This window comes from Leuconostoc suionicum, from assembly GCF_001891125.1.
Taxonomy (GTDB): Bacteria; Bacillota; Bacilli; order Lactobacillales; family Lactobacillaceae; genus Leuconostoc; species Leuconostoc suionicum.
The window spans coordinates 1,829,501-1,846,647 of record NZ_CP015247.1 but is presented as its reverse complement, the minus strand read 5'-3'; the positions used below and the strand labels follow the sequence as shown (position 1 = coordinate 1,846,647).

At 34.9% G+C, this 17,147-nt stretch carries 16 protein-coding genes; 9 read left to right on the top strand and 7 right to left on the bottom strand.

The annotated features are described in order from the left end of the window. Nucleotides 1-7: 7 nt before the first annotated feature. The 6 genes from A6B45_RS09255 (at nt 8) to A6B45_RS09230 (ending at nt 7,735) form a co-directional block, all read left to right on the top strand. A complete protein-coding gene (locus tag A6B45_RS09255; RefSeq protein ID WP_072614300.1) occupies nt 8-2,755 on the top strand; it encodes a YhgE/Pip domain-containing protein in 2,748 nt (915 codons plus the stop codon). Between the two features lie 19 nt (nt 2,756-2,774). Continuing rightward, nucleotides 2,775-3,899, top strand: coding sequence for a M24 family metallopeptidase (locus A6B45_RS09250; protein ID WP_072614299.1), 1,125 nt, complete (start codon nt 2,775-2,777; stop codon nt 3,897-3,899). A gap of 149 nt (nt 3,900-4,048) precedes the next feature. Continuing rightward, complete coding sequence (locus tag A6B45_RS09245) at nt 4,049-4,795, top strand: helix-turn-helix transcriptional regulator (RefSeq protein ID WP_072614298.1); 747 nt, start codon at nt 4,049-4,051, stop codon at nt 4,793-4,795. A 146-nt stretch (nt 4,796-4,941) separates the two neighbouring features. Then, nucleotides 4,942-5,382 carry a hypothetical protein gene (locus tag A6B45_RS09240; protein WP_072614297.1) on the top strand — a complete coding sequence of 147 codons (441 nt, stop codon included), beginning with the start codon at nt 4,942-4,944 and terminating at the stop codon, nt 5,380-5,382. A gap of 165 nt (nt 5,383-5,547) precedes the next feature. Next, complete coding sequence (locus A6B45_RS09235) at nt 5,548-5,946, top strand: helix-turn-helix domain-containing protein (protein ID WP_173674452.1); 399 nt, start codon at nt 5,548-5,550, stop codon at nt 5,944-5,946. Nucleotides 5,947-6,232: 286 nt separating this feature from the next. Continuing rightward, a complete protein-coding gene (locus tag A6B45_RS09230) occupies nt 6,233-7,735 on the top strand; it encodes an AMP-binding protein (RefSeq protein ID WP_072614514.1) in 1,503 nt (500 codons plus the stop codon). Between the two features lie 134 nt (nt 7,736-7,869). On the opposite strand, the gene A6B45_RS09225 is transcribed toward A6B45_RS09230, so the two are convergent. The 4 genes from A6B45_RS09225 to A6B45_RS09210 all read right to left on the bottom strand — a co-directional run bounded on the left by A6B45_RS09225 (nt 7,870) and on the right by A6B45_RS09210 (nt 10,425). Beyond that, nucleotides 7,870-8,877 (bottom strand): anti sigma factor C-terminal domain-containing protein, encoded by a 1,008-nt coding sequence (locus A6B45_RS09225; protein WP_072614295.1) that lies wholly within the window; start codon nt 8,875-8,877, stop codon nt 7,870-7,872. Further along, nucleotides 8,870-9,361 carry an RNA polymerase sigma factor gene (locus A6B45_RS09220; protein ID WP_072614294.1) on the bottom strand — a complete coding sequence of 164 codons (492 nt, stop codon included), beginning with the start codon at nt 9,359-9,361 and terminating at the stop codon, nt 8,870-8,872. Before A6B45_RS09220 ends, A6B45_RS09225 begins: the two co-directional genes overlap by 8 nt. Nucleotides 9,362-9,540: 179 nt before the next feature. Then, nucleotides 9,541-9,843: a bacteriocin immunity protein gene (locus tag A6B45_RS09215; protein ID WP_072614513.1), complete on the bottom strand. Its 303-nt coding sequence runs from the start codon at nt 9,841-9,843 to the stop codon at nt 9,541-9,543. Between the two features lie 24 nt (nt 9,844-9,867). Further along, nucleotides 9,868-10,425, bottom strand: a complete 558-nt coding sequence (locus A6B45_RS09210) for an NADPH-dependent FMN reductase (RefSeq protein WP_072614293.1) — start codon at nt 10,423-10,425, stop codon at nt 9,868-9,870. 186 nt (nt 10,426-10,611) lie between these two features. Here A6B45_RS09210 and A6B45_RS09205 point away from each other — a divergent pair, with 186 nt between their 5' ends. Further along, nucleotides 10,612-11,223 (top strand): GNAT family N-acetyltransferase, encoded by a 612-nt coding sequence (locus A6B45_RS09205; protein WP_072614292.1) that lies wholly within the window; start codon nt 10,612-10,614, stop codon nt 11,221-11,223. Nucleotides 11,224-11,294: 71 nt separating this feature from the next. Here the strand turns inward: A6B45_RS09205 and A6B45_RS09200 are convergent, their stop codons facing one another. The 3 genes from A6B45_RS09200 to A6B45_RS09190 form a co-directional block, all read right to left on the bottom strand. After that, nucleotides 11,295-12,278, bottom strand: coding sequence for a phosphatase PAP2 family protein (locus tag A6B45_RS09200; protein WP_072614291.1), 984 nt, complete (start codon nt 12,276-12,278; stop codon nt 11,295-11,297). Nucleotides 12,279-12,443: 165 nt separating this feature from the next. Beyond that, nucleotides 12,444-13,373, bottom strand: coding sequence for a cation transporter (locus A6B45_RS09195; protein WP_072614290.1), 930 nt, complete (start codon nt 13,371-13,373; stop codon nt 12,444-12,446). Continuing rightward, complete coding sequence (locus A6B45_RS09190; RefSeq protein WP_072614289.1) at nt 13,370-13,789, bottom strand: MarR family winged helix-turn-helix transcriptional regulator; 420 nt, start codon at nt 13,787-13,789, stop codon at nt 13,370-13,372. Before A6B45_RS09190 ends, A6B45_RS09195 begins: the two co-directional genes overlap by 4 nt. Before the next feature lie 232 nt (nt 13,790-14,021). On the opposite strand from A6B45_RS09190, the gene helD reads away from it, so the two are divergent. Both helD and A6B45_RS09180 read left to right on the top strand, forming a co-directional pair. Further along, on the top strand, nt 14,022-16,385 hold the full coding sequence (helD, locus tag A6B45_RS09185) for an RNA polymerase recycling motor HelD (protein WP_072614288.1): 2,364 nt from the start codon (nt 14,022-14,024) through the stop codon (nt 16,383-16,385). After that, entirely contained in the window at nt 16,385-17,074 is a 690-nt protein-coding gene (locus tag A6B45_RS09180) for a nucleoside/nucleotide kinase family protein (protein WP_072614287.1), read from the top strand. Before helD ends, A6B45_RS09180 begins: the two co-directional genes overlap by 1 nt. Nucleotides 17,075-17,147 lie beyond the last annotated feature (73 nt).

The window sequence follows — 17,147 nt, the reverse complement described above, 5'->3', positions numbered from 1 at the left end:
GAGCAACATGCTCGGAATAGAATGGAAAAAAATATGGAAAAATAAATTTATGGTGGTTGTTCTAATCGCTATTGTGTTAATTCCGTCAATTTACGCGATTGGGTTTCTTAAATCGATGTGGGATCCTTATGGCAAAATAAAAGATTTGCCCGTGGCAGTTATCAATGAAGACAAATCTGTGCATTACCAAGGAAATAAATTAGCAGTAGGAGCTAAGCTAAAAGATAATTTAGCGGATTCAGATGCGATGAAGTTTAGTTTTCCATCGCAAAAAGAAGCCAAAAAAGGGTTGTCCAATGGCAAGTACTATATGGTCATGACAATCCCAAAGAACTTTTCTAAAAATGCGACGACATTACTGGACGCACATCCCAAAAAGATGTTAATTCACTATACAACGAGTTCTGGACACAGTTTTATCGCTGGAAAGTTTTCAAAATCAGCGGCTGAAAGCATTACAAACGCAATTTCAAAACAAGTAACCAAAACTTATGCTGAGACATTGTTTAAACAAATTAAAACGTTAGGAAATGGTATGGGCACAGCGGCTAACGGTAACAAAAAGTTAGTTGATGGAACTGAACAATTACAATCTGGAAATCAGACGGTCACAACAAATCTACGAACACTTGCTTCAAGTAGTTTAACTTTCAGTAATGGTACGAATACACTGACAGACGGGTTATCACAATACTTTAGTGGCGTGAGTCAACTTGATGCAGGAAGCTCAAAATTAACTGCTGGTTTAGGACAATTAGGTGAAAAAATGCCCACGTTAAGTAGTGGTGTTTCACAATTATCTACAGGATCAACGAGTTTAAACAGTGGTTTGCAGCAGTATACAGCAGGTGTGAGCCAACTAAACACGGGAGCCAATGCTCTTAATGCTGGTGCGCAAAAATTAGCTCATGGTAGTAGTAATTTAGCTGCCGGGGTGAATAAATTAACTAGCGGATCGAGTTCTTTGACCAAAGGTGTTAGTGCATACACAACCGGAACAGACGAAGCGTATAAAGGAAGCCAAAAAGTTTCCGATGGCTTGGCACAAATGAATGCAGCTTTAAATAGTGACGACGCTAAAAACAAAATGACGCAGTTACAAACAGGGCTGCAAAGTTTTCAGACAGGATTGAATCAGTTGAAGACCTCGTTAGACAATAGTGATCAAAATACTGAGCAAATTACTAAATTAACAAGTAGTATGAGTAGTCTTGCAGCGAACGTTACTACGATTAGCAATTATATCAGCGGTACGCAAAGCAAAATCGAATCTGTTGCAAAGACACAAAAGCTAACCGACACGCAAGTCAATGCATTAGAAACGGCATTATTACCAACAGATGACATTAACAATTCACTCAAATCAGCAACAACAAATCTAAGTGAATTACAGACTAACTTAACCGCATTAATTAAATCAAGTAACACAAGTGTGTCGCAGTTAAAATCAGCTGTGAATACACTAAATACTAGTTATGGAACTAGTGACAATACAAAAACGTTGTATGGTGGCGTAAGTAGTTTGGTTGGTTCACTTAATAACGTTGGTGATTCAACTGCGCAATTAAGTACTGGGGCAACAAAATTAACCAATGGGTTGTCACAACTGAGCGGAAAATCAGAACAGTTAGTTAGTGGTTCAGCACAATTACAAGAGGGGCTTGAACAACTTAATACGAATGTACCATCACTCACCAGTGGTATTGAGAGCCTAGCTAATGGTAGTTTGAAGCTAAGCAATGGTACCCAAAAGTTATCACAAAATAGTGATAAGTTAAATGCTGGATCCCAAAAAATCAGCAGCGGCCTATCATCACTAAATGAAAAGATGCCTGCTTTAGGTTCAGCAACGTCAAAGTTATCGTCAGGAAGTAGTCAGCTAACGGCAGGACTGGATAAATTGGCTGCAAATAACAGTAAGTTGTTAAGCGGGTCCACTCAATTAGCTAGTGGTGCCACAAAGATAGCAGATGGCAGTGCTAAGTTGGCTGATGGTTCAGCAAAACTTGGTGATGGTCTGACGAAAGTTAAAGATGGGAATACAACGCTCGCTGACAAGCTAGGTCAAGCAAACAACAAGGTTAATAAAATTAACTCAAATAAGTTAACATATAATCAATTAGCTACCCCAGCAAGCACCAAGCATGTGGAAAAAGACAAAGTTCCTAATAATGGTACAGCTATGGCACCTTATATGTTGTCAGTGGCACTCTTCGTTGGTGCTGTTGCCTTTAACTTGATGTTTGATTTAGTAACACCTCTAAAGTATCCTAAAAAGGCTATTAGTTGGTGGGCAAGCAAGATGTCTGTGCTTTATCCATTCGCATTTCTGCAAGCAGCAATTATGTACTTTGTTTCTATTAGTATGATTGGCATCAAACCAGTTCACTATGTTGCAACTTTCTGGGTGCTGATTCTGGTATCATTTACCTTTATTAATGTCGTAACATCCCTTAACTTGTGGTTTGGTAAAGTTGGTTCATTCCTAGCAATGATTTTGATGGTTATTCAGTTAGGTGGTTCCGCGGGAACATATCCAATTCAATTGTCAAATGGTTTCTTTGAAGCCATACACCCATATTTGCCAATGACTTATTCAGTCAATGCACTGCGAGAAACGTTGATGATTGGTGGATCCGCTAAAAGCGATGTGATGGTTATGTTTGGCATATTTGTTGCCTTTACATTGATTATGATTGGTTTCTATATGTTCAAGCAATTAAAAATCAAGAAGATTAATTATAAACACAGTTAATATTTTAAAAAAGGAAATTATGAGTATACTCAGTGATGAAATAAATAACCGCATCCAAAATTGCCAAAGATTCTTGCAAGAAAAAGAGTTAAGTGCATACGCAGTAACAGATGTAGAGGACATATGGTATTTGACCAATATTGATTATAGCCCTGAGCAACGGCCGTTTTTCTTAATTATTTATCCAGATAAGAAACCTTTAATGCTGGTACCAAAATTAGAAGAATCACATGTTGATGTTGACTATTTTGATTACGATATTCAAACGTATTTTGATGTTACGTCTGAAATTGGTCAAAACTGGCACGAGGTGGTTACAAAAAAGTTTGAAGGGTTGGATAAAATTGGTATCGAAAGTAATGCACTTTTAGAAATAACTGCAAAGGCACCGACAGTAGATTGGCAACCAAATGATATAATCAAAAAGTTACGTGAAATAAAGAGCGCTTACGAAATTGACAAAATTTCAACGACTGCAAGAGTATGTAGTCGAGTTGTTCGTGCAACGTTAGGACAAGTGAATAACGACTCCAAAGTGATAGACCTTTACAACCTTCCGTTTAAGGTAGTTGGTAAAGAAATCGCGGATAATTTTAGTCTTACAAATAGAGTAACAAATGGTGTATGGCCGTCAACTTATAGTTTCATGCCCCATAGCATTCCTGATATGGAGGCAACAGTTGATCATGGGCCAAATGTTAACGTCGCTGTGTTTAGATTAGCGGGCTATGCTGCCGAATGTGAACGTACTTTCTTCATGGAGAAACCAACAAAAGAAGAAGAACTACACTTTAATCAAATGATGACGGCTAGAAATATAATGCTCGATATGCTGCGACCTGGTGTTAAGGCATCTGAAGTAGAGAAAAAAGTGCGAGATTACCTTATTGACCAGCATCTTACGGCTAACATTCTTCATCGACCTGGTCATGGCATCGGATTAAATAACCATGAAGAGCCAACCTTATCATTAGGTAATGACACAGTTTTGAAAGAAAATATGGTTGTATCGGTGGAACCAGCAATTTATTTTGAAGGTCAAGGCGGTTATCGACATTCAGACACGGTGTTGATAACTAAAGATGGTTATAAATTACTAACTGATGCGCCGGTTACTTTGGAAGAATTAACCGTCGAGAATTAATTTAAAGAGTGTTCAACTCAATATGAGTTGAACATTCTTTTTATCTATCATTGTATTGAAATGCCCTCATATCAACATGTTAAAGAATACTTGCTCGATTTTCACACTGCAATTTCGTATACTTAAATTTGTTATGAGAGGGGAATCACATGGAACTCGGTCAAAAACTGAAAGAAAGAAGAATTACTTTAGGTAAAACCCAACAACAAATGGCCACAGAATTGCATGTTACGCGGCAAACAGTGTCACATTGGGAGAATAATGACACTTATCCGAGTTTGGATATGTTGGTTACGTTGAGTGATTACTTAGGTTTTTCTTTGGACACAACGTTAAAAGAAGAGGGGACAGATATGATTGATAGCATTAATAAGAGTTTAGAAGAGGGAAAGAAGTATAAAAAAATCGTTCGAATACTAGTTATTTGTGTAATTGTTTTTTTATGCTTTATTTCTATATTGACATATGGCAGAGCAACGCAGAATCAATTGATTGACCGATACAATCCTTTTTTAAAGGAAAGCTATGGTTATGCAGTGCTACCTGAAAAAGTAACTATGAAAAAAATAAATGGTACTGAGCAAGTTACAGAAAAAAATGGTAAACATAAAACAAAAAAAATCATCATTAATATGCCACAGCCAGTGGACGCTTACGTGACAACTGACATTTTTGGTGGGGGAGAATGGTTGAAATTCGAAGTGGGTACTATTCCAAAAGGATATCATTATGCTATTGTGTTACATAAAGGTTCGTATGTTAAAAGAGCTAAATTAGTTACGAAAAATCAGGTTCCATCAATCTATCAAAGTGTGATTGGGGATGAATATATGAAGTATACTGAAAACCCTGGTGGTCGTAATTCTTTTAATCCATTTTCAAATGGTGGTGTATAATAGTGGTGACAAAATAAATTTTTTAATGATTATCCAATAACTTAGGTAAAAGGCTCTCTTAGGGGAGTTTTTTTGTTTCTATTTCTTATTTTTCAAGATAAAGGTATACTGTTAATATTCAATGTTTATCAGAAAGGTATCAGACAATGACTGAGAGTGAAAAAGTAGAATTCAAAACATTAACAAGTATTCTTAAGAAACTTGATATTAGTAAAGCTACGTATTATAGGAGAGCAAAGGCTTGGAACATCAATCCCAGTCAGCGTGAATTTACACATGAAGAATTAAAAAATCTTGAGTCGATGCCTGAAAATGTTGATAATAACCATTCTGATGTCGCTTCAGAAAGTGTCAAGACTTTATCAGAACAACTCAAGACAAAAGATGAACAAATTAAACAACTTCATAAATTACTCGACCAGCAACAAACGCTCTCCCTTGATTTACAACATAAGATTGATGTAAAAGAACAACAGTATCTCGAAGTTTCAGACACGTCTGATTTTGTGTCAGAAATCGACAATTTAAAAAAAGAACTACAAAAAGAGAAATCAAAAAGTTTTTGGGCAAAACTCCTGAAAAAATAAGCGCAACATAGCTAAAGCTGATATTAAAGCAAAAATTCCACCTTTCGCAATCTATATGTGCGCATTTTTCTGTTGCAGATTGCTATTTTCACTGATTTAATTGCTATCGTTTCACACGATTTTGTTGAATAATTAAGTTATAAAATATACTTAGGAGAATAAATCATGGAGATACAGTTTCCGATACAGTTAAAAAAATTACGCACGGGCTTGAGTATGTCTCAAGAAGATATTGCTGGCAAGCTGTACATTTCACGTCAAGCTGTTTCTCGTTGGGAGTCAGGGGACGCAACACCAGATATGAGTAATTTAATTAAATTAGCTGAAATATTTGATTGCTCACTAGATACACTTGTACTGGGAATTGAACCCAAACAAGATAATATAGACGATAGAATAGATCACAATGAGTTTGTATTTGATCCACGTAAGGGCAAGTACATTCGTAGAAGAAGTGAGCATATGAATTTTTGGGAGTTTGCAGCGGCTTATTGGTGGGCAGCAATACCAATAGTAGCAATTCTTGGCGGTACAATTCCTGACATTATTCAAGCTTTTAAATAATTTTGCCAATCAAATATTAATGACTTCATACATAGCTATTTTATTAAATAGTTCCAAGCACAATTAAGGGTAACTTAATTGTGCTTGCTTTTTTATGAGTATAGCTAATTTTATTAAGTATAATAACGACACTACTAGCAAGAAAATAACCCACGTTTTATTAATAAATCAGAATAGTATGGGTAATAGAAAGCTTTTTTTTAAGTTTTAAACTTAAAATAATACAAGATTGTTATAATTTTGATTAAGTTAGGGACGTATGAAAATTAAAGAAGGGTGTGTTATTTTGACTAAATTAATCGATAAGTTAAATGAACATTGGATAGCAAAAGCCAACCAGCCGATTTTAAAAGATGCGCAAAATCGAGAATGGTTAACGGGAAGTCAAGCAAGACATCGAATTGATAAAATTAAAGATGAATTCAAGACAATTGGTATAACAACAGGTGCAGTGGTAACAATAAGCCTACCCAATGATATTAATTATCCACTGGTTAATCAGGCTTTATGGGAATTAGGTGCAATTGGCCATTTAGTTGCTCCCTCGACTGCTTTAATAGAAATAGAAAGAGAGGTAAATGAGTATGGATATTTTGGCGCCATAACTTTAGTAAACCGTCCTACAACAAACGTTACCAATTGTTGGCGTGAAACTACGATAGTAAACAAAAAATGGTCAATATTTATCAATCATAAACATATAAAAAATATGGTCATGTCAGGTACTGAATTGGATACTGCTTTAATTTTAAATACATCAGGAACAACTGGCAAGCCAAAACGAGTAGCATTGAGTCACCAACAATTACTAAAATCAGCGCAACACATTGTGACGAGTCAGAAATTAACATCCCAAGAGACCACAATGGTAGTGATGCCGTTATTTCATATTAATGCTACGGTAATTTCAACTTTAGCAACTTTTGTTTCTGGTGGTAATTTGGTTATCACAGACAAATTTAGTGCTAGTAAGTTTTGGTCACAAGTAGCAGAGCATCATGTCACTTGGATTTCTCTTGTGCCAACCATTATCAGTATCCTGTTGTTAAATGAACAAGCTCGTAATGAATATGGTAAAGAAAAAAATAAACTGCAGTTACGCTATGTCCGTTCAGCCTCGTTTTCATTACCTGAAGAACGTTGGCATGCCTTTGAGCAGATGTTTGGGATTCCAGTAATTGAGGGGTATGGTATGACTGAAGCGGCTAGCTTGATTACATTGAATCCGTTTAATCATCCTAAAATTGGTTCTGTTGGCATCCCCGTAGCGACCGAAGTTCAACTAATGGTTGATGGAAAGTTAACAAACGAATCAGGAATGACAGGTGAGATTGCTTTAAAGGGTGATCACGTGATAACAAGTTATTTAGATCCTGCTCCGCATGCATTTGCAGATAAGTGGCTATTAACAGGTGATGTCGGTCGTTTTGATACGGAGGGCTATTTATATATTATTGGACGGGTTAAAGAAATGATTAATCGTGGTGGGGAAAAAGTTTCACCTTATGCCATTGAGTCAATAATTAGTGTGTTACCATTTATCGAGGAGGTTATTGCCGTCGGGTTACCTCATGATCTTTACGGAGAAGAAGTGGCTTTAGCAATTATCAGTCGTGATAAAGAAACCCCACATATCAAACTGAAAAATCAGATTGAAAACTATGCTACACAAAATTTATCTAAACCGGAGCGGCCAACAAAAATATTCTTCGTCCATGATGTACCACGCAATCCTACTGGTAAAGTAAAGCGTTTTGAATTGGTTAAACAATTATTACAACAATCATAAAAAACATCCTCTCTGTGAAAGATGTTTTTTATTTTGTAACAGTTTAATATGTGACCAAAACAATCAATTATTAGAAAAACACTCAATGTTTTAGTAATTTTGATTTCTGTATGGTTTTTAGTATTTAAGATAATCTATTTTAATGGTGTTTCATAAGGAACAATTGGTGTTGTTAATCCGACATTACTTGCAAAAACGAAATTCAAATCATCTAGACTTTGCAGATTATCAGTTTTACCAGTGACAATAACACCACTGAATTTTGCGGTGCTTAAGTTTGAAGACAGTTGTGATTTAATTGATGATATATAGCTTTTGTCAGAAATATGCGACTCTAACGGTAAAGATATTGCGTCAGTCAACGCTTGTTTCAATCCCTTGTAGCCAGTGTAAGTATTGTTTTTTGTGTTACCTTCCTGCAAAGAACCTTGTCCATCATCGCTAGCATTCAAACCAATATAATTGCCAACCCTTTCTATTGTTGAAGTATTATTATTTCCAAAACCCAACCAATAGTAATTAATCATGACATTATCTGGAATCATTTTTTTAATTTCACTATAAGAATAAGGTTTGTCAAAGGTTAAAGCTACTTCTGCTAATGTGTTTTTCATCGTAGACAATGTTTTTGCTTCATGCGTGGGTGGTGTATATAAAGTGATTTTTTTTGAATTTTTATATATTGATGTAGCAGAACGATTAAAAAATATAGGTTCTTTTTCTTGTGTTTTAGTGTTTTTAGCAATAATTGAGGGTTTGGCATTATAAACATCAATGCTATCGTGAGAGAAATTTCGTGTTCCAGATAGACCGATTTGTACAGTTTTTTCAGAATAATAGATATGATAACCATCAATATTTTTAATGCGAGTTTCGGTTGTTGTTGATTTTGCCCATGCGGTGGAAGTAGTATGTTGTCCAGTTGTGAATATATTTGGTGAAAAGGCGATATTTTCGATATTTAGTTTTTGATCTTGTAATTCTAATTGTTTATTCATAGTATTGGCTACAAATAAATTTGCGCCGACAAGAATGATAAGAAGCACGATGATTGTAGATAACGCACTAGTAAGTATACCTTTAAGGGTATTTCTTTTTTTGGTTTTTTTGATTAATTTTTCAAATGCTTGATTATCATTCATTTTTATATTTCTCCAATAATTTTTTGAGATGTGTTCTCGTTCTAAATAAATCTATTTTTATTTTAGCTTGGCTAAAATGCAGTTCGTTAGCTATGAATTTAATAGTTCGTTGTTCATCGTATTTTAAATAGATGAGCTGTAATTGATAATGACTAAGTTGATTAAGCACTTCGTAAGGTAGGTTGGAATTGTTTAATTTTGTATGAAATGTGTTTGCTGTTTCCGAGGTATTGTAAAGTTCATATAAGATACTTTCATATCTTTTATTTCGTCTATACTTGTCATAAAATTTTGACAGGGCAACTTTGTAAAACCAAGGTCGCAACTTGACTTCTTCTAAAATAATATTTGCTTCAATTAGCTTAACCATTACATCTTGAGCAATATCTTCCGCATCTTGTCGTCTAGCGCCTTTTTTTATTAAAAATCGAACAACTTCTTGTGCGATATCAAGGACTATGTTTTCATATTGATTAATCTCCATTATTTTCTCCTGTTATATATATAACGAACAAGAAGACAAATGGTTACAAAAATGTTTCAATTTGTTTCATTTAGTCTATTTTTGTGAAAAAACGTAAAAGCTCTTATATCAACATTAACTGCTCAAACAGTTCATATTGATATAAGAGCTTTTAAACTCTTTGTGATTTTATTTAGTATTTAAAACCATACAGGCAACATTACGGCAGAGGTGGCAATGCCATCATAGACAGTAGCCTGTTTTTTTACTTGATTATGTAAGGTAATTGCTGCTTGAGGTAATTGTTTTTTCGTTTCCCAATAATATGATACAAGAGACTTAACTATCTTCGATGCCATTAAACGGGTGTCTTGTGTTTTATTGAGTTCTTTTGCAAGATTAAGAATTAATTCTCTTAATACTGGTTCTTGTTTTACTTCTGAATCAGAAAAAGCCACACTCATTTGATCTAACATAGTTTCGACTTGATTATTTTTTTGCATAATCACTAATTTTCACTCCAATATTTATAATAATTCGTTATTTAGCACATTCTCAAAGCATACGCCTAATTGTTGCACATCAGGTCGGTACTTTGCGAGTGCATCATCAATGTTGATAAATGAATGATTGCTAAACATATCGTCATTGATGCTAATTGATAAATTAATCGGCAATTTGTTCATATGCAGTCCTTGTAAAACAAGCGATAAGGCAATATCTGCTTGAAATCCACCGTGTGAGCCAAAGACTACAGTACTAATCGGTTTTCCTTGCCATTCACTATACAATGAATCCAGTGCATTTTTCAAAATAGCAGGATAACCCCAATTATATTGAGGATACACAATAATAAAACCATCATATTGATTGATCAAATCACGCCATTTTTGAGTCGTTTCTAATGTGTAATGACCTTTAGCAGGAATTTCAGGTTCCGCTAACCAAGGAAGATTGACTTTTGCTAGGTCGATTAAATTTGTTTGGAATTGACTGCTAATTAAATTTTTTTGAACCCAAGTGGCAATGTCAAATGAAATTCTATTAGGTCGATTACTGCCAATGATGATGCCAATGTTCTTCATACCATGAACTCCCTTGTTGTAATGACACACAGCTTTCTTAACAGCCATTATTGCGCTAAACTAATGTTCTGTCAATAATTTCTCTAGTTCTTTTAAAATAGACATAGTGTTGGTTTTATGAGATAATTGAATGAATATAACGTATGATTATTGGGTATTAAAAATAAAAAATATTGGAGAACAAAATTGATTATTAGAAGGGCAACACGAAAAGATTTAGATTTAATTACAGAACTAACTTATAATGCTTTTCAAAATTATCCTTTATTCAATGTTTCTACAAATAAAGAAAAATTACACAAAACATTACATTTTTTACTGTATTTAAATACACTAGCTAACATCAATGCTAATGATTGTTATGTATGTGTTGATGGTAAAGAACTGGTTGCCTCTTTTATTTTAAAAAAACCTGAACATCATCATATTAGTTTTGGAACCTATATTAAAATTGGCGGTTGGCAGTTACCTTTTAAATGTTCACCTAAGTTAGCCAGTAACATTATGAATAATTTGTCTAGGTCAGACGCCATTATGCCTGAAAAATTTAAAAATTACTGGTACTTGGATACTTTGGTTGTTTCACCAGATTATCAAGGTCAAAAAATAGGATCAAAAACTTTACAAGAGGTAATGAAAATGGTCTTACAGCAAGGTGGTAAAAAGTTGTGTCTTATCACTAATACAGAAATTAACAGTATTTTTTACCAAAAAAATGGTTTTAAAAAGGTAACAAAGCAATCATTTAATTCATTTGGACAAATAAACGATACATGGGTATTTGAGCAGGAAGTTTAAAGGCCCGATTGTATTTCATGTTTGAACAAAAAAGCCTATGATATCATAGGCTTTTTTATGCTAAATTATTTCTAGTTTAATTTTGATTCAACAAAATGTGCTGCCAGTAGGCGACTTGCTAAGAAGATAATTGACCCAACAATGAGACTTGAAACAGTCACATCACTTAGCCAGTGTGCACCGATACGTACACGACTAAGTCCAGTCAGAATGCCCATCGCAATACCGAAGATTGTCATTTTCTTTTGCAAACTAATATTTCCGCGAGGAACGAAGAAAGTTAAGTATAGGAATAACCAACCAGACATTGTGTGACCGGAAGGAAAAGAGTTATGCCCATTAACGCCATTTAAGTGATACCAAGGTGTAAATTCACTCATTGCTTTGCCGGAAACAGTTGTCATTTCGTATGGTCGGAAACGACCCCATAGTGTTTTCATCTCGCCAATTGTTGTTTGTGCGATGAAGACGACGGCAATACCAATTAAAGCAGCATTTAGTAGATAACTAATATCTGCCTCGTCTTTATTTTTAAGCCAGTTGAAAAATACAAATGATAGTAATATCGTTAAAATAAGTGCAGCACTCCAACGAAGTGGTTCCGGATAGTTCGCGACAGATGAGGTGTTATTTGCTACGCCCATGGGGATGCCTTTTGATAAATTATTGAGCATGGAGTACGTGTAACTCAGCATGTCCTGTAATATTGCTAACATTTGATTGAATGCAAATACCAATGCACCACCAGTCATGATATATCTCAATGCTTCCCCTTGAATACGTCGCCAGATTGTCCAAGCGATAATCTCGAAGGCAGCGAACAACACGATACCCGCGCCTTGATCAGCATAATTCTGGAAAATATTACCAAATATCGAATTTTGATTCATGACAGCCGAGGTCACATTTTTATCAAAAAAAGTTGCAACTAGTAAACTGGCAAAGCCGATAATCAATAGAATAGTGAAGGTCTTTTTTTCACCGTCTGTTGTTTTAAATATATTCCCATCTTTATTTTGTGATTGCCCACTAAAATTTGTACTAGTCCACTGCATATTGTTTTTTTCCTCCCAATTGATAACTTCAGTATATTGGACGGATGTTGCGATAAGGTCAATTTTATGTAAAGGGCATTTAAATTTTAACATAATGAAGTGAAGAAACATCGATCAGCAACAAAAAAAGGACTATTTATAAAAAGTCCTTTAACTGCTACAGTACTAACTTTTTTCATTTTTTCCAACATTAGAATAAACAAAAACAATATTTATAAAAGCGAGTTTTTGCGAAAGATCATTTAAAATATTATTTTTATAGATTGCTAATTTTTCTGTGTCAATCATATGTGTTTTGCTACTGATTGCTATGCATGCTTTGAATGACATTCCGACTTTGTACACTTTACAATCATTGATCGCAAAATCGTTTGATAAGTGGCTTCTAATGGATCCCTCAATGAATGATTTAATGCCTTGATCTTGTGTTAGGCCGCCACTAATTTCTATCAAGGCATTTTTCATGATACGCAATGGTACTCTAATAATGAACAAAACAATAATTACTGTAATGAAGGAATCACCTGTATACAATAGGAAGCTTAATGGTGAGTTCTTAGAGATGAATAGTATGAAAAATGCGGCCGCCCCAATTCCGGCTGACATTATACCATCTATCATTGCACTTTTGGTTTCTGCTGACAATAAGGTACTTGTATTATGAATTTTTTTATTTTGATGTTTATAAAAATAGGAAAGAGTCAAGGATAGAATAACCATTATAATTTCGTAGGGTATCACAGGAGCAATATTTAAGAGATGCCCGTGACCATATACAAAATATTGGTAAGCTTTTCCACCAACAGTTATTAATGAAACCATTAATAATATAATTGTAAGTAGTGACTGAAAAAATGCATACAATGGCTCTAAGACGAATAGACCATTTGGAAAGCGCGTGCTAACTTTAGTACTTATTTTTGATATGACAATTGATAGCAGGGCAGTAGTTAATGTAATCAGTGTAAAATATGCATCAACAAATAATGCCTCTAAATGTGTCGCAAAATAAGCGGTGAGAGCTGATATGCCCATCAAAAAAAGCCACAAACATCCAATTATGAGACTGCGTTGTTCAATATTTTTTTGGTTCATATTTTTTCATTGATTTTAAACATTATTTTGTGAAGCACCTTTTGTTCTTCAGGTGAAAGCACTGAAATCGAGTCAAGAAAAACCTGATCAAATAGTTGATGGTTTTTTTCACAGTTTTCTTTGATTTCTTGGCTTAACTCCAGGTAAGAGGTACGTTTATCGACTTTAGAAGGCCTTTTGACTAGGTACTTTTCAGCAACGAAACGATGAATAATACGAGTGGCTGCTGGTTTAGATATTTTCGCCTTTTCCGCAAAGCTAGTTACAGTCGGGTTCTCTAGGGTGTATAAGAGGTCGATATAATATTCGTCATTTGCCGACATGTTCGGAAAATGTTCACTGCTATCAGATTTCTGTTGGTATTGTAGCAGTACTTTGTCATACAGTTCTGAAAAAATGAGACTAATAGGTTTCATATACTTCCTCCGAGATATGATTAACAAAAGTAATTACTTTAATTAACTACTTTCACTAATCATATATTGAATAATTTGTTTTGTCAACTGATTATACTTTATTTTATTTACGAAAAGTTAGTTTAGACTTATTTAATTTGAAGACTATAATTCCTTCACATTCATTTTGCTGTTCATTTGAAACGACTAAGCGTATAATTATTACATTGAAATCAAGAGAGTGAGATGCATTTTGAACGAAAAAATAAAACAAGTTGAAACGCAATATTTGAACAAAACCCTCAAGAAGATGAATCAATCGTTGATTGACATCGAAGCTGAGATAAACCGTACCAATAAGAACATTAGTGATGTTTCAAAAAGCTGGGGCGATGTGCGCTTAAAGACAGACACGTACTCTGGCATTGTTGAAACAGCTATGTCAGTGCGTCAGCAGCAACAGATGCTTGCTGAACGCGAGAACTCAAAAACACGAGCAGAAGTACGTTTTGAAACATTAAAAAAACAAATTAAAAAGCCATATTTCGCACGTATAGATTTTAGTGAATCAGTTAGTGATAGTGGTGAACCCGAGACAATTTATATTGGGCTTGGATCTTTTAGTGACGATGACAATAACTACTATGTATATGATTGGCGTGCGCCAGTGGCTTCAATTTATTATGATGGCGGTATTGGGGATGTCGAGTACTTAACGCCAGATGGTTCACAAAAAGCTCATGTGACCTTGAAGCGACAGTTGCAGATTGAAGATGGTGTGATCGTGACACTCTTTGATACGGAAGAAGCAATTGGTGATGCAATGTTGATGAATGCTTTAAATGGTGAATCATCAACAAAAATGAAATCAATTGTTACAACTATTCAAAAAGAACAGAATAAAATCATTCGTAATACGAATGCTGACTTATTATTTGTCCAAGGAGCAGCTGGTTCGGGTAAAACAGCAGCGGTTTTGCAACGCATTGCGTATTTGCTTTACCGTTACCGAGGAAAGTTGACTAGTGGACAAGTCATTCTGTTTAGTCCAAACCAATTGTTCAATGATTATATTGATCAAGTTTTGCCAGAGTTAGGCGAGCAAAATATGGTGCAAATGACCTTCTATCAGTATGCTTCACGTCGCTTGCCTAAAATTGCTGTTGAAACATTGCAGGAACGTTTCGAGATTGATAAAGCAGACAGTAAATTGTCACTCATTAAAGGTAGTTTAATGATGTTTAAAGCTGTTGAGGCATATGCAAATAGCTTAAATAAACACGGAATGAAGCTCCGCAGTATTGTATTCCGCAACGAACCACTCATACCGAAGGAACGCATCGCTGAAATTTATTATCAATATAATGAAAATTACAAGCTCAGTCAACGCTTAGAAGCAACTCGTGATACATTGATGCGTATATTAAGTAGTCGTTTAGGAACAGAAATGCGCAAAGATTGGGTTGATCTTGAGATTGAAAATTTATCTAAGCAAGAATATGATGAATTAGTTGGCGCAGGTCGTGTCAGAATGGGCGATAATGAAGAGGCGGATGCCGCAGCTGTTACACGTCGTACGCAACTTGGTCAGGGTGAACAAGAACGTGAGTTCTCTAGTGAAAAGGCGGAACGAAAGTTTTTGGCAAAGCAAATTGTAACGCGCGCGTTAAAGCCATTAGCTCAGCAAATTCGTCGTGGACGCTTTTTAAATATCAATGCACAGTTCGTTGATTTTATGCGTGAAGCCCACAAATATATTGATTTATCAGCTTATGGTGTTTCAGATGAAGGATGGCAGTTACATGTTGAACAAGTGATTAATAATTTAAAAAATCATCAATTATCACTTGCTGACACAACAATTTATCTCTATCTCTATGACTTAATTACTGGTAAACATGGTGAGCGTGATATTCGTTTCTTGTTTATTGATGAAATTCAAGATTACACACCATTCCAGTTAGCATTTTTGAAATTTAGTTTTCCATTGGCCAAATTCACTGTGTTAGGTGATTTGAATCAAGCCATTTTCACAAAAGACAATGCTACTCATCTAAGAGAAGATTTTGCAACACTATTTGCACCAGAACGTGTGGAAAATATTCAATTAACGCAAACTTATCGTTCAACACAACAAATAACAGACTTCACAAAAGAAATTCTAATTGATGGTCAAAATATTGATGCTTTCAATCGAAATGGCGAAAAGCCAGTGGTCCATATAGGGCAAAGCGAAAAGGAATTATTACAGTTATTAAAAGTACAATTGCAAGGTAATGCTCAAGAGCAAGAATCTACAGCAATTATTACCAAAACATTGGCCGATGCAAAATCTTTGGCACAGGCTCTAAATGATAAAAATGTTACTTTGATTCAATCAGAAAACCAACGTTTGGCTCCCGGTGCCATTATTGTGCCATCTTACCTTGCCAAAGGCTTGGAATTTGATGCAGTTATTATATGGCATGCGGATACAACGAGATATACTGATAACAGTGAACGTCGTTTACTATACACTGTAGCATCTCGGGCAATGCACCGTTTGACATTACTTTCAGAAAAAAATGCGACACCGCTATTAAATAATGTAGCGAAAGATCTTTACGAGGTTCGTTAATGATTGATTTGGTTAGTTTCATTGAAGGTAGATATGTTGCACCATTTATGGTCATTGGTATCACTGGTTCGGTGGCAGTTGGGAAAAGTACGTTCGCACGTAATTTGGCCGAAAATTTAAGTAGGCACGGCTTGAAATCAACAGTTATTAGTACTGATGATTTTTTGATGTCTAATAAAGAACTCCATGAGCGAGGTTTGTTTGAACAAAAAGGTTTTCCACAAACCTATCACATTGATCAATTGGAGCAAGTAATCAAACAATTTCATTCGGGGGAAAAGTCGGTAGATATTCCGATTTATACACAGGAGCTTGCCGATATCCACCCAAATGAAACGCAGACTGTGGAACTACCAAATATTCTTATAATTGAAGGGGTAACTGCTTTGCAGTTGCCAGCTGAGCAACTGGATTTAAAAATATTTATAGATGCTAATCTGGCAGACATTAAGAAATGGTATTTAACTCGAACACTTGAAGTAACTGCTTTAGCAAAAGATGATCCTTCAAGTTGGCGCTATAATTATGCCAAAATGCCCTTGGATGAATTTACAAAATTAGCGATGCAAGTGTGGCAAACTACAAATCAAAAAAATTTGGATGACTATATTTTGCCGACAAAAACACTTGCTGATGTGGTTGTTTATGTTAATCAACAACATGATATTTTTGATATCGAATTAAAATGAAAATAATTGTCAACTATGTTGACAATTATTTTTTTAAGCGTAAAATAATCACGTGAAGTTAAATAGTAACAAA